Raw genomic sequence first — 13,027 nt, forward strand, 5'->3', positions numbered from 1 at the left:
GCGTGAACCGCTTCGACGCAAACTGAAGCGGACAAATGATGTGCTACCAAACCGGACAACTTGATTAGCTACCGACACACCTCAAGCCATGCGACGCGCTGTCCTCGCCGTGCGCCGGCGGGAACGGTTGAGATTCCGAGGACCGGAGCGGAGCGTATTTTTCGTACGTGAGCACCGGAAGCGCAGGAAGCCGCCATTTGCAGGCCGGCCTCAACTGGCGGTCACCGTTCCTAAGGCAGCGTGAACCACACCGGCAGCATCCCCGACTGCTGCATGCTGTCGATCAGCTCGAAGGCCGGCAGCGCGACCAGGAACACCAGTCCGTCGAGCAGCGTGTTCAAGAGCAGGCGCGGCCTGAAGCTGCCGGTATCGCCTTCCTGGTAAAGCGCCAGGTTCGGGAAGAAGCGCGGCACCTTGGCGAGATAGGCCTGGTAGGGCGCATCGAGCACTTCTTTCAGATACCGCTCCTCGCGCAGGATGACGATGTGGAAGGCGCCGGCGCAGAGCAACGAGAACAGGATGATGCCGCTGAAGGAGCCGATCTGCGCCCCGACCCCGGCGGCAGCCACTGTCGAAAACAGATAGAGCGGGTTGCGGGTGATCGAATAAGGCCCGCCCGTGACCACTTCGGCGGATTTGCGTCCGCCTATATAGAGCGTCGACCACAGCCGTCCGACAATGCCGAGAAAGATCAGAAGCACGCCGAACATCTCGATCGACTCGTGCATCCAGGTCTCGGGTGGGAAGCTCGATTGGCCGAACAGCAGCGCGCAGAACAGCACCACGACCAGCACCGCCAGCACGATCCGGCGCATGTGCTGGTAGCCGCCGAGACCTTCTGTTTGCTCGGCGGACTGGGACTTCACTTCATCGGTCATGGCGAAACCCGATCGTCGATTTGCTCGCGATCGAGGAACTTGATCGTCGAGATTTGCAGGCGATCGGGGACCCGATCGCGAGTTTGAGAGCGATCGGATAGAAAACAGGCGCCCCGCCGATCGCCGGGACGCCTTGCACCATGATTTTGGCGGGATTTAGCGCGGCGCCAGAACCATCATCATCTGGCGGCCTTCGAGCTTGGGCTCCGCCTCGACCTTGGCGATCGCCGAGGTTTCCTCGCGCACCTTGTTCAGGAGCTGCATGCCGAGCTCCATATGCGCCATCTCGCGGCCGCGGAAGCGCAGCGTCAGCTTGACCTTGTCGCCTTCCTCGAAGAAGCGCCGCACGGCCTTCATCTTGGTCTCGTAGTCATGGCTGTCGATGTTCGGGCGCATCTTGATCTCCTTGATCTCGATGACCTTCTGGTTCTTGCGCGCTTCAGCCGCCTTCTTCTGGTTGGCGTATTTCAGCTTGCCGAGATCGAGGATCTTGACGACCGGCGGCACCGCATTGGGCGATATCTCGACCAGATCGAGCCCGGCCTCCTCGGCCAGCAGCAATGCGTCGTTGATGGAAACATCGCCTCGGTTCTGGCCGTCGGCGTCGATAAGCTGGACCCGGGGCACCCGGATGTCTCGGTTGGAGCGCGGCCCATCCTTGGTGGGTGCCGCTGCTTTGAAAGGTCTGCGAATGGTCGTGGTCTCCTCGGCCGTTTCGTTCAGGGGTTCTTTAGGTTCAAACAGGTGGACGCGCCTATGTGGTGAGCGCGCGGCCGGAGTCAATAGCATAGCCGCACCGGAAAATCACCTCCTGTCCGGCAATTGTCTGCACCAAGCAAAGAAACGCGCGAGCACTTTTCGTTGAACCCCGGCCTGTGCCAAAAAGACCGGCCGAAAGGACAAGCTCATGGCCGCCAGCGTTCCGGTTTTCATCGATGTGAATGGGTCGAACATCGCCGTCAGGCAGGCGCCCGGCGCGGCGCCCGGCGTGGTCTGGCTCGGCGGCTACAAGTCCGACATGCTGGGCACGAAGGCTGAGGCGCTTGCCGCCTGGGCCGCTCGCGAGCGCCACGCCTATCTGCGTCACGACTATTCCGGCCATGGCGAGTCGGGCGGCGAATTCGCCGAAGGCACGATCTCCAGATGGGTTGCCGAGAGCCTTGCCGTCTTCCGTCGGTTCAGCAAGGGCAAGCAGATCCTGGTCGGCTCCTCGATGGGGGCTTGGATCGCGCTGCGCATGGTGCAGGAACTGCGCAAGGTGGGCGACACGCGCGTTGCCGGCCTGGTGCTGCTCGCCCCGGCGCCGGACTTCACCGTCGAGCTGATCGAACCGGTGCTGACCGACGCGCAACGCCGCGATCTGGAGGAAAAGGGATTCTTCGCCGAGCCGTCGGACTATTCGGACGAGCCTTATATCTACACGCGCGCGCTGATCGAGGACGGCCGCGCCAACCGGGTGATGACCGGGCCGAGCGACACGCATTGCCCGGTGCACATCCTGCAGGGCCTTGCCGATCCGGATGTGCCGTCCGGCCATGCGCTGAAGCTGGCCGCGATGCTGCCCGCCGACGACGTGACGCTGTCGCTGATCCCCGACGGCGACCATCGCCTGTCCCGTCCCGAGGATCTCGAAATGCTCACACGGACCGTCGGCGACATGGTCAGGCGGGCCGCCGCATAATGCGCATGTCCATCCCGATATCCGCCTTCGTCGCGGCAATCGTCGGCTTCGGCGGCACGCTGGCCCTCGTCATCGCCGCCGCCAAGGCAGTCGGCGCGACCCAGATCGAGACCGCGAGCGGTGTCACCGCGATCTGCCTGGCCATGGTCATTGAATGCCTGTGGCTGTCCTGGCGCACGAAAATGCCGGTCATCACTGCCTGGTCGACGCCTGGCCTGGCGCTGATCGGGGCCTCCAGTGGTTTCACGATGCCGCAGGCCGTCGGCGCCTTCATGGTCACCGGCGTCCTTCTGGTCGCCACCGGCCTGTTCAAGCCATTGACCAGGCTGATCGCGAAAATCCCGGCCTCGGTCGCGTCCGGCATGCTGGCCGGCATCCTGGTCAGCTTCGCCGTGAATGCGGTGAAGGCCATTCCCGCCGACCCTTGGCTGATCCTGCCGCTGATCGCCACCTTCTTCGTCATCCGCCTGTTCAACCCGGCTTTATCGGTGCTGGTGGTGCTGATCGGCGGCGGCCTCGCCGCTTTCCTCACCGGCCGCGTCGGCAGCCTGCCGGCGCCGGAACTGTCGACATTGACGTTCATTGCGCCGCAATTCACCGCCTCGGCGATTATCGGCCTTGCCTTGCCGCTCTATCTCGTCACCATGGCCTCCCAGAACCTTTCCGGCCTCGCGGTGCTGCGCGCCGCGGGCTATCATCCGGAGCCTGGTCCGCTGATCGGCGTCACCGGTCTGTTTTCGTTGCTCTCGGCGCCGTTCGGCGCCGTGACCACCAATCTTGCGGCGATCTCGGCGGCAATCTGCACCGGCCCCGATGTCCATCCCGACCCGGCCGAACGCTGGAAGACCGGGCCGTTCTATGCGCTCGCCTATCTCATCTTTGCGATCTTCGGCGCCTCGCTGGTGGCGATCTTCGCCGTCCTGCCGCAAAGCCTGATCGTGCTGGTGGCGGGGCTCGCCTTGACAGCACCCTTGGCCAACGCGCTGTCGATCGCGTTGAAGGACGAGGCCGAACGCATGCCGGCCACCGTCACCTTCGCCGTGACGGCTTCGGGGCTCACGCTTTTCGGCGTCGGCGCGGCATTTTGGGGGCTGGTTGCCGGAATGGCAGTGCTTTTCCTTGAAAAGCTCAAAAAGCGATAATCATTTCAGATGCTTCGCCGGTTTTGGCCGGACTTGTCTTGAATCGCCGATTTCGCCTTCCCATTTCGATTCCACGCAGCCGGTTTGGCTGTCTCCAATGGAAGGATTGCGAGAAATGAACACAAGTGCATTGATCCGTCCGGCCTGGACGCCGGCCACGATCGCGCTGATGGTCATCGGCTTCATGGTGTTCTGGCCGCTCGGCTTCGCCATGCTCGCCTACATCATCTGGGGCGACCGGTTGGAAGGCTTCAAGCGCGACGTCAACCGCGCCACGGACGGTATCTTCGCCGGTTGCCGCCGTCGCTCCGAGAAGGCGGCCCGCTGGGGCCACGGCTCAGCCCGCACCGGCAACGTCGCCTTCGACGATTGGCGCGAGAAGGAACTCGAGCGCCTCGCCGAGGAGCGCCGCAAGCTGGACGAGATGCTCTCCGAGTTCGACGAGTACGCCCGCGAACTGCGCCGCGCCAAGGACCAGGAAGAGTTCGACCGCTTCATGGCCAACCGCAACAAGTCGACTGCGCCGACCTCGACCGGCTCGACCGACAAGGCTGGTCCGGAGGGTGGCAAAGGTACCAACCTGCTCGACGACTGAGATCCCGCGACACGTCTCGGTATGATATGCGGCGTCGCGTTTAGCGGCGCCGTTTCTTTTTTGTTCTCTGTGTACCTTCCCTCCACTGGCCGTTTTTTTCGAATCGCGTATCGTCCAGCCATGACCCTCGGCTTCTTTCGCAACCTGACCAAGCCAAAGCCCACGCCTGTCGTGGAGCGAGAACATTGCGTCGCCGGCCGCACGCTGCCGCTGAAAATCGTCGAAAGCGCCAGGGCCAGGCGGCTCACGCTGCGCATCGATTCCGGCGGCCAGGGCCTGCGCGTCACCGTGCCGCCCGGCTTGCGCCGGGGCGAGGTGGAGAAATTCCTCGACCGCCACCAGGATTGGCTGGAACAGCGGCTGGCCAAGGTGCCGACGAGGCCGCAGGTCCGCCCCGGCATCAGGATCCCGATCCGCGGCGTGCCGCACCGCATCGTGCATGAGCCTTCCAAGCGCGGCACCATTACCGTCTCGCGCGACGAGCGCGGTCCGCTCTTGATCGTCCACGGCGAGCGCATCCATCTGCCGCGCCGCATCGCCGACCACCTCAAGCGCGAGGCCAAGAAGGAGATCGAGCGACTGGTGGTCAAGCACACCGAGGCGATCGGCAAGCGCGCCAAGGCGATAAGGTACAAGGATACCTCCAGCCGCTGGGGGTCATGCACCTCGGAGGGCAATCTCTCCTTCTCGTGGCGCATCATGATGGCGCCGCCGGCGGTCATAAACTACCTGGTGGCGCATGAGGTGGCGCATCTGAAAGAGATGAACCACGGCCCGAAATTCTGGAGACTATGCGAGAAGCTTTGCCCGGATACCGACCGCTGCAAGGACTGGCTGAAGCGCAACGGCGGCGCCTTGCAGGCGATCATGTTTGAGTAGCTTAAACGGCTAGGCCGCGTTCCTTCACCCCCTCTGCCCGGCAGGGCAGAGGGGGTGCTGTCCCGCCGACCTTTCTGCTATCCGCCTGAACCCATCAGACCATCAATCGTCATTCGCCGCGTTCAGCTCTTCCGGCCGCAGCCCTTCCTCGGTATGCGGCCACGGCAAAAAATCCCGGTGGAACGTATCGCTGCCGAAATAATCCAGCGCGCGGTGCGCCTCGGCGCCGTTGAAGGCGGCCTTGTCCATCAGATGCGCGATCACCTCGCGCGCCTGCGCGATCTTCTGCTTCAGTTCGGCGACGGTCCTGTCGGCCATGATTATCCTGCTCCCGCTGTGGTTCCTATATGAAGGTAGTGTTTTCCGCCGAACCGGCAACATTATGCTTTTTCTCGACTCTTTTCCCGTTTCGTGCCAAGCCCGCGCCATGACGCTCGACATCAAGATCTGCGGATTGAAGACCGACGCCGCGATGGCTGCTGCCCTCGCCGGCGGCGCCAGCCATGTCGGCTTTATTTTCTTCGCCAAAAGCCCGCGCTACGTCGAGCCCGCCGCGGCCGGGCGCCTGCGCGAAGCGGCGCGCGGCAAGGCCAAGGCGGTCGCCGTCACCGTCGATGCCGATGATGCTTTCCTCGACGAGATCGTCGCCAAGATGCAGCCGGACATGCTGCAGCTGCATGGCTCGGAAACGCCCGCGCGGGTGGCGGAACTGAAGGCCCGCTATGGCCTCCCGGTCATGAAGGCGCTGCCGGTCGGCGAGGCGGCGGATATGGAGCGGGTAAAACCCTTTGTCGGCGTGGCCGACTGTTTTCTCTTCGACGCCAAGCCGCCGAAGGGATCGCAATTGCCGGGCGGCAACGGCGTCGCCTTCGACTGGCGCGTCCTTGCCGGCCTTGACGCCGGCGTCGAATACATGCTTTCCGGAGGGCTCAACGCCGCCAATATCGGCGATGCCCTGAGACAGGCAAACCCGCTCGGAATAGACGTTTCGTCCGGCGTGGAAAGCGCTCCGGGCGTCAAGGATCCGGCGCTGATCGAGCAGTTTTTCCGGGCCGCCAGGGCCGCGCGCGACGACCGCGCCGCCTGAATACAATTCACATCAGGAGATCGGCGATGAACAAGCCGGCAATGCCCAATTCCTTCCGCACCGGGCCCGACGAGCAGGGCATGTTCGGCATTTTCGGCGGCCGCTTCGTCGCCGAGACGCTGATGCCGCTGATCCTCGATCTGGAAGAGCAGTGGAACAAGGCCAAGACCGATCCCGAGTTCAAGGCCGAGCTGCAGAACCTGTCGACCCATTATGCGGGGCGGCCTTCAAAACTCTATTTCGCTGAGGGCCTGACGAAACATCTCGGCGGCGCCAAGGTCTATTTCAAGCGAGAGGACCTCAACCACACCGGCTCGCACAAGATCAACAATTGCCTCGGTCAGATCCTGCTCGCCAAGCGCATGGGCAAGAAGCGCATCATCGCCGAGACCGGCGCCGGCCAGCATGGCGTCGCCTCAGCCACCGTCGCCGCGCGCTTCGGCTATCCCTGCGTCGTCTACATGGGCGCCACCGACGTCGCCCGCCAGAGCCCGAACGTATTCCGCATGAAGCTGCTCGGCGCCGAAGTGCGGCCGGTCACCGCCGGCCATGGCACGCTGAAGGATGCCATGAACGAGGCCCTGCGCGACTGGGTCACCAATGTCGAGGACACCTATTACCTGATCGGCACCGCCGCCGGCCCGCATCCCTATCCGGAGCTGGTGCGCGACTTCCAGTCGGTGATCGGCACGGAAGCCCGCGCCCAGATGCTGGAGCAGGAAGGCCGGCTGCCCGATGTCATCATCGCCGCCGTCGGCGGCGGCTCCAACGCCATCGGCCTGTTCCATCCCTTCCTCGACGACAAGGATGTGCGCATCATCGGCATCGAAGCCGGCGGCCGCGGCCTTGACGGCATCGAGCATTGCGCCTCGATGAGTGCCGGCAAGCCCGGCGTGCTGCACGGCAACCGCACCTATCTGCTGCAGAACTCGGACGGCCAGATCCTCGACGGCCATTCGATCTCGGCCGGCCTCGATTATCCCGGCGTCGGCCCCGAGCATTCCTGGCTGCGCGATTCCGGCCGCGTCCAATACGAACCGATCCTCGACGACGAGGCGCTGGAGGCCTTCCAGCTCACCACCCGGGTCGAAGGCATCATCCCGGCGCTGGAATCGGCGCATGCCATCGCGCATGCGATGAAGATCGTGCCCAAGATGGACAAGGATCAGCTCGTCATCGTCAACCTGTCCGGCCGCGGCGACAAGGACGTGCATACGGTGGCCAACATGCTGGGCATGGAGATCTGACAATGACCACCCGCATCGACCGCCGCATGGCGAAGCTCAAAGCCGAAGGCCGCCCGGCTTTGGTCACCTACTTCATGGGCGGCGACCCGGACTACGACACCGCCTTGGCCATCATGAAGGCGCTGCCGGGCGCAGGCTCCGACATCATCGAGCTCGGCATGCCTTTTTCCGACCCGATGGCCGACGGTCCGGCGATCCAGGCGGCGGGTCTTCGGGCGCTGAAGGGCGGCCAGACCCTCGCCAAGACGCTTAAGATGGCGTCCGAATTCCGCGCCGGCGACGACGAGACGCCGATCGTTCTGATGGGTTACTACAATCCGATCTACATCTACGGCGTCGACCGGTTCCTCGCCGACGCAAAGGCCAGCGGCATCGACGGCCTGATCGTCGTCGACCTGCCGCCGGAGATGGATGAGGAGCTCTGCATTCCGGCGCTGAAGGCCGGTGTCAACTTCATCCGCCTGGCGACCCCGACCACCGACGACAAGCGCTTGCCCAAGGTTTTGGAAAACACCTCCGGCTTCGTCTATTACGTCTCTATGACCGGTATCACCGGCTCGGCGCTGGCCGACACGACGAAGGTCTCGGCTGCGGTCACGCGCATCAAGGGTCACACGGCGCTGCCGGTCTGCGTCGGCTTCGGCGTCAAAACCGCCGAGCAGGCGCGTGTCATCGGCGCCTCGGCCGACGGCGTGGTCGTCGGCACGGCGATCGTCAACGCGATCGCCAATGTGCTCGGGCCCAAGGGCGAAAAGACCGCCGACCCGGCCGAAGCCGTCGCCACTTTGGTCAGCGGGCTCGCCCAGGGCGTCCGTTCGGCTCGCCTTGCCGCCGCCGAATAGCCTGACTAATTCTTCGCCGCGCGATTCCGACCGGAAAACCGCCACAGACTTTTCCTGGACTAGCTTGAAGTCCTTTCCAGGACAGGAGCCGAAACCATGAACTGGATCACCAATTACGTCCGCCCGAAGATCAATTCGATGCTCGGCCGGCGCACCGACATGCCTGAAAACCTCTGGATCAAGGATCCCGAGACCGGCGAGATGATCTTCCACAAGGATCTCGAATCCAACCAGTTCGTCATCCCGGCTTCCGGCCATCACATGAAGATATCGGCCAAGGAGCGGCTGAAATACTTCTTCGACGACGGCAAATACGAGACGCTGGAAAATCCCAAGGTCTTCCAGGACCCGCTGAAATTCCGCGACGAAAAGCGCTACACCGACCGCCTCAAAGAGGCCAAGGCAAAGACCGGCCTGGAAGACGCTATCCTCAACGCGGTTGGCACCATCGAAGGCCTGCCGGTGGTGGTCACCGTGCAGGACTTCGCCTTCATGGGCGGCTCGCTCGGCATGGCTGCCGGCGAGGCCATTGTGCATGCCTTCGAGGTGGCGCTGCAGCGCAGGCGGCCGCTGATCCTGTTCGCCGCCTCCGGCGGCGCCCGCATGCAGGAAGGTATTCTGTCGCTGATGCAATTGCCGCGCACCACGGTCGGCGTCGACCGGCTGAAGGAAGCCGGCCTGCCCTACATCGTCGTGCTCACCAACCCGACCACCGGCGGCGTCACCGCCTCCTACGCCATGCTGGGCGATGTCCACATCGCCGAGCCGGGCGCGCTGATCGGCTTTGCCGGCCCACGCGTCATCGAGCAGACCATCCGCGAAAAACTGCCCGACGGCTTCCAGCGCGCCGAATATCTGATGGAGCACGGCATGGTCGACATGGTCGTGTCGCGGCTGGAGATGCGCCAGACCATCGCGCGGTTGCTGAAAATGCTGCTCAAGATGCCGCCGGCCGAGAAGCCACTCGAGCCGGAGATTCTGCCGCCGGCGGTGGTCAACGCGGAGGCGCGGCCGCAAGCCTGAGGCGAGGTCGGCCTGAAGCGATATCGGCTGGCGCGACATCGTTCGCCGCGAACCGCGATTGCGCCGCTTGTTGCGTGCTGTAGCCTCGGATTTGCGCATGGCCGTCGCGAAACCGATTCACGGTTTGGGGCCGTGCGCCAAAGCAATTCCAGGAAATGTGACACGGTTTCCGTTCGGAATTGCGTCAACAAAAAAGAAAGAGCGGTTCTGCATTCCGTGAGATGATGAACCGCTCTAGGATTCCATCATGACAACGCTCGCCGCCGAACGCGAAATCGAACATCTGATGACGCTGCATCCGAAAGGCTTCGACCTTTCGCTGGACCGTGTCACGCGGCTTCTCGAACGCCTCGGCAATCCACAGGACCGGCTGCCGCCGGTCATCCACATCGCCGGCACCAACGGCAAAGGCTCCTGCGCCGCCTTTTCGCGCGCGCTGCTGGAGGCTGCCGGCCACCTCGTCCACGTCCATACCTCGCCGCATCTGGTGAACTGGCACGAGCGCTACCGGCTGGCGGCCGAAGGCGGCGGCAAGCTCGTCGACGACGAGGTTTTCGCCGAGGCCATCGCGCGCGTCGCCGAAGCCAATCAAGGCCAGACGATCACCGTCTTCGAGATACTCACCGCCGTCACCTTCATTCTGTTTTCGGAGCATCCGGCGGAAGTGGCGATCATCGAGGTCGGCCTTGGTGGCCGCTTCGACGCCACCAATGTCATCAAGCGGCCGGCCGTTTCGGTGATCATGCCGATCTCCATGGACCATGAGGCCTATCTCGGCGATCGCGTCGAGCTGATCGCCGCCGAGAAGGCCGGCATCATGAAGCGCGGCTGTCCGGTGGTGATCGGCGCCCAGGAAAGCGAAACCGCGCTTCAGGTGCTGATCGAGACGGCCGAGCGGCTGGATTGCCCCACCGTGGTCTATGGCCAGGATTTCCTCGCCTTCGAGGAAAACGGCCGCATGGTCTATCAGGACGAGGACGGGCTTATGGACCTGCCCTCGCCCCGCCTGCCGGGGCGCCATCAATACGCCAACGCCGCGGCGGCGATCGCCGCCGTCAAGGCGGCCGGCTTCGAGATCGGCCACCGCGCCGCCGAGCGGGCGATGACCCATGTCGCCTGGCCGGCACGCATGCAGAAGCTGACGCAGGGCAAGCTCGTCGATCTGGCCCCGAAGGGCGCGGAGATCTGGCTGGACGGCGGCCACAATCCCGGCGCCGGCATCGTCATCGCCGAAGCGTTGGCCGAGCAAGAGGAAAAGAATCCGAGACCGCTGGTCCTGATCTCCGGCATGATCAACACCAAGGACCAGACCGGCTATTTCAGCGCCTTCAAGGGCCTCGCCCGCCATGTCTACACTGTGCCGGTGACCAGCAGCGACGCCGGCGTTCCCAACGACGAGCTGGCATTGCGTGCCGAAGAGGCCGGCCTGTCGGCGGAGCCGGTGAGCTCGGTCGCCAACGCGCTGATGCTATTGCGCGATTCTTGGGACGGCCCGGCGCCGCGCATCCTGATCGGCGGCTCGCTCTATTTCGCCGGGGCCGTGCTGGCCGAAAACGGCACGCCGCCGACCTGAGGCGAAACCGGGACAGCGTTGCGGATTTCGGCCGGGGCCGAAAGGAACCGGCCATGATCAAGGTGAAGCAGCTCGCCCATCTCTGCATCTTCGCGCATGATTTGGAGGCGACGCGCAGCTTCTACCGCGATGCGCTCGGCATGGACACCCGTTTCAATTTCCTGCGCGACGGCAGGATTTTCGGCTTCTACCTCGACTGTGGCGGCCGCAGCCATGTCGAGGTGTTCGAGAAACGCGAAGCCAGCTACAGCGAGGCAAACCAGATCAACCACTTCTGCCTTGAGGTGGAAGACATCGAGGCGGCCATCGCTCATATCCGATCGAAGGGCGTCGCGGTCACGCCCAAAAAGCTCGCCTGCGACGACACATACCAGGCCTGGATCGCCGATCCCAACGGCGTGAAGATCGAGCTGTTCGAATACACCGCCAAAAGCGCGCAATTCACGGCGGCGACCGTGTCGCCGACTGGTAGATTGGAGCGACACGTCGCCCGCATGAGCAGTTGAAGTTAGACGGCAACATGCATCGCGGCGGGCAGCGCCAGCGAGAGCCCCGACAGGAAAAGCAGAACAAAGACGATCTTTCGCATCGTCCCTTGCGATAGTGTCGGTGGCCAGCGCCGCGCCGCATAGGTCATCAGCATTACGGCCGGTATGGCGAGGACGAGCGCGACAGGCGACATGGTCGGCAGGTTGCCGCTCGCCGCCACCAGGATAAGCCGCACCACCTGCGCGGCGCCGAAAGCGGTCACCAGCGTTTCGCGGACGCGTTCATGCGGCATTGGCTGGCGAAAGAGATGATAAACGAGCGGCGGGCCGCCGGTCGCAAACAGTCCACTCATTAGGCCCGAAATGACGCCGAAGCCGGCGAAACTCGCGTCCGATGACCGTTTTGCCAAGCCGGCAGGCCTGATGGCCAGTTGCAGGCTGGACAGCATTATGACCAGGCCGAGCCCGATTTTCAGCAGGTCGGCCCGCGTATCCGCCAGCCATTCCAACAGGGCATACCCCAAGAGCAGCGAAGGCAGGCTTGCGATCAGGATAAGCCGCAGCTCCCGGCGCGCAATCTCGCGCCAGCCGCCCTGGATCAGCATCTGCGTGGCGTTGACCAGGGTCAGCATGCCGACCATCGCGGCTGCGTCGGGCAGCGGCAGCAAGCCGACAAGCGCAATCGCGCCCATCATCACCAGGCCGAAGGCGAAGCCCGACAGGGTCTGGACATAGGCGGCCACGGCCGCAAAACCGGCAAAGGCGAAGAGAGGCGTTAGACCCACGATATCCCGCTCGGGGCCGGAAAGGAACGCTGCGAGCCGGCAATCACGGCCGGCCTACTTCAGCTCGATCTCGATGAAAGCATACTCGCCGTCATTGGCGTTGATGACGTCGTGCTCGACGCCTTCCCGGCGGAAATAGGGTGCGCCCTGCTTCATCTCGGCGAAGGATTCGCCGTCCTTCGTCACCAGCTTCACCTTGCCGTCCATCAGCGGCACCACGACATAGTCGTGGCCATGGCGGTGCCAGCCGGTGTTGGCGCCGGGCGCGAAGCGATACTCGGTGACGATGACGCGCTCATTGTCGACGTGAACTGTGGCCTTGGCTGTCCCGGTCATAGCGCTCTCCTTTTTCTGAAGCAGAGAGTATGACGTGCCCGCCTGCGAGGGCCAGAACGCGTCGAGCGATGACGCCAAAGAAAAAGCCCGGCGCGATTGGCCGGGCTCGTTCCTTAGATATCCAGATTGGCTCAGGCGATGGCGCCGTTGATCCAGTGCGACAGCGCCGTCTTCGGCGCGGCGCCGACCTTCATGTCGGCCACTTCGCCGCCCTTGAAGATCATCAGCGTCGGGATCGAGCGCACGCCAAACTGCGCGGCAAGCTCGGGATTCTCGTCGATGTTGAGCTTGGCGACCTTCACCTTCGAGCCGAGCTCCTTGGCGATGTCTTCCAGCGCCGGGGCGATCATCTTGCACGGGCCGCACCACTCTGCCCAGAAATCCACCACGACCGGCTCCTTGGCGTTGAGCACATCGGCCTGGAAATTGCCCTTGTCGACCTTGACGGTGGCCATGCTGAAATCCTTTCGA

16 protein-coding genes are annotated in these 13,027 nt (G+C 63.9%); 10 read left to right on the forward strand and 6 right to left on the reverse strand.

Annotation, left to right across the window (positions count from 1 at the left end; genetic code table 11):
• Nucleotides 1-230: 230 nt before the first annotated feature.
• Together LB528_RS01620 and infC are read right to left on the reverse strand one after the other, a co-directional pair.
• Nucleotides 231-878: a methyltransferase family protein gene (locus LB528_RS01620; RefSeq protein WP_224514878.1), complete on the reverse strand. Its 648-nt coding sequence runs from the start codon at nucleotides 876-878 to the stop codon at nucleotides 231-233.
• 156 nt (nucleotides 879-1,034) lie between these two features.
• Nucleotides 1,035-1,571 (reverse strand): translation initiation factor IF-3, encoded by a 537-nt coding sequence (infC, locus tag LB528_RS01625; protein ID WP_140757206.1) that lies wholly within the window; start codon nucleotides 1,569-1,571, stop codon nucleotides 1,035-1,037.
• 214 nt (nucleotides 1,572-1,785) lie between these two features.
• On the opposite strand from infC, the gene LB528_RS01630 reads away from it, so the two are divergent.
• The 4 genes from LB528_RS01630 to LB528_RS01645 all read left to right on the forward strand — a co-directional run bounded on the left by LB528_RS01630 (nucleotide 1,786) and on the right by LB528_RS01645 (nucleotide 5,175).
• Nucleotides 1,786-2,559 (forward strand): alpha/beta hydrolase, encoded by a 774-nt coding sequence (locus tag LB528_RS01630; RefSeq protein ID WP_224713616.1) that lies wholly within the window; start codon nucleotides 1,786-1,788, stop codon nucleotides 2,557-2,559.
• Nucleotides 2,559-3,701, forward strand: coding sequence for a benzoate/H(+) symporter BenE family transporter (locus LB528_RS01635; RefSeq protein ID WP_224514880.1), 1,143 nt, complete (start codon nucleotides 2,559-2,561; stop codon nucleotides 3,699-3,701). Before LB528_RS01630 ends, LB528_RS01635 begins: the two co-directional genes overlap by 1 nt.
• 115 nt (nucleotides 3,702-3,816) lie before the next feature.
• The gene (locus tag LB528_RS01640) at nucleotides 3,817-4,296 is read left to right on the forward strand and encodes a DUF2852 domain-containing protein (RefSeq protein WP_224514881.1); all 480 of its coding nucleotides are present in this window, start codon (nucleotides 3,817-3,819) and stop codon (nucleotides 4,294-4,296) included.
• Between the two features lie 120 nt (nucleotides 4,297-4,416).
• Complete coding sequence (locus tag LB528_RS01645; protein WP_224514882.1) at nucleotides 4,417-5,175, forward strand: M48 family metallopeptidase; 759 nt, start codon at nucleotides 4,417-4,419, stop codon at nucleotides 5,173-5,175.
• A gap of 102 nt (nucleotides 5,176-5,277) precedes the next feature.
• On the opposite strand, the gene LB528_RS01650 is transcribed toward LB528_RS01645, so the two are convergent.
• Nucleotides 5,278-5,493, reverse strand: a complete 216-nt coding sequence (locus LB528_RS01650) for a hypothetical protein (RefSeq protein ID WP_224713617.1) — start codon at nucleotides 5,491-5,493, stop codon at nucleotides 5,278-5,280.
• 109 nt (nucleotides 5,494-5,602) lie between these two features.
• On the opposite strand from LB528_RS01650, the gene LB528_RS01655 reads away from it, so the two are divergent.
• The 6 genes from LB528_RS01655 to LB528_RS01680 all read left to right on the forward strand — a co-directional run bounded on the left by LB528_RS01655 (nucleotide 5,603) and on the right by LB528_RS01680 (nucleotide 11,453).
• Nucleotides 5,603-6,262: a phosphoribosylanthranilate isomerase gene (locus LB528_RS01655; RefSeq protein WP_224514883.1), complete on the forward strand. Its 660-nt coding sequence runs from the start codon at nucleotides 5,603-5,605 to the stop codon at nucleotides 6,260-6,262.
• A gap of 26 nt (nucleotides 6,263-6,288) precedes the next feature.
• Entirely contained in the window at nucleotides 6,289-7,509 is a 1,221-nt protein-coding gene (trpB, locus tag LB528_RS01660; protein WP_224514884.1) for a tryptophan synthase subunit beta, read from the forward strand.
• A gap of 2 nt (nucleotides 7,510-7,511) precedes the next feature.
• Nucleotides 7,512-8,351 carry a tryptophan synthase subunit alpha gene (gene trpA / locus LB528_RS01665; RefSeq protein ID WP_224514885.1) on the forward strand — a complete coding sequence of 280 codons (840 nt, stop codon included), beginning with the start codon at nucleotides 7,512-7,514 and terminating at the stop codon, nucleotides 8,349-8,351.
• A 96-nt stretch (nucleotides 8,352-8,447) separates the two neighbouring features.
• Nucleotides 8,448-9,374: an acetyl-CoA carboxylase, carboxyltransferase subunit beta gene (gene accD, locus LB528_RS01670; RefSeq protein WP_224514886.1), complete on the forward strand. Its 927-nt coding sequence runs from the start codon at nucleotides 8,448-8,450 to the stop codon at nucleotides 9,372-9,374.
• A gap of 247 nt (nucleotides 9,375-9,621) precedes the next feature.
• A complete protein-coding gene (locus LB528_RS01675) occupies nucleotides 9,622-10,947 on the forward strand; it encodes a bifunctional folylpolyglutamate synthase/dihydrofolate synthase (RefSeq protein WP_224514887.1) in 1,326 nt (441 codons plus the stop codon).
• A gap of 53 nt (nucleotides 10,948-11,000) precedes the next feature.
• Nucleotides 11,001-11,453, forward strand: a complete 453-nt coding sequence (locus LB528_RS01680) for a VOC family protein (protein WP_224713618.1) — start codon at nucleotides 11,001-11,003, stop codon at nucleotides 11,451-11,453.
• Nucleotides 11,454-11,455: 2 nt separating this feature from the next.
• Here the strand turns inward: LB528_RS01680 and LB528_RS01685 are convergent, their stop codons facing one another.
• The 3 genes from LB528_RS01685 to trxA all read right to left on the reverse strand — a co-directional run bounded on the left by LB528_RS01685 (nucleotide 11,456) and on the right by trxA (nucleotide 13,011).
• A complete protein-coding gene (locus tag LB528_RS01685) occupies nucleotides 11,456-12,220 on the reverse strand; it encodes a TSUP family transporter (protein ID WP_224713619.1) in 765 nt (254 codons plus the stop codon).
• Nucleotides 12,221-12,274: 54 nt separating this feature from the next.
• Complete coding sequence (locus LB528_RS01690; protein ID WP_027166948.1) at nucleotides 12,275-12,556, reverse strand: cupin domain-containing protein; 282 nt, start codon at nucleotides 12,554-12,556, stop codon at nucleotides 12,275-12,277.
• A gap of 131 nt (nucleotides 12,557-12,687) precedes the next feature.
• On the reverse strand, nucleotides 12,688-13,011 hold the full coding sequence (trxA, locus tag LB528_RS01695) for a thioredoxin (RefSeq protein WP_224514891.1): 324 nt from the start codon (nucleotides 13,009-13,011) through the stop codon (nucleotides 12,688-12,690).
• Between the last annotated feature and the right edge of the window lie 16 nt (nucleotides 13,012-13,027).

Origin of the sequence: Mesorhizobium sp. CA4 (assembly GCF_020165075.1) — a bacterium.
In the GTDB taxonomy this organism is placed as follows: Bacteria; Pseudomonadota; Alphaproteobacteria; order Rhizobiales; family Rhizobiaceae; genus Mesorhizobium.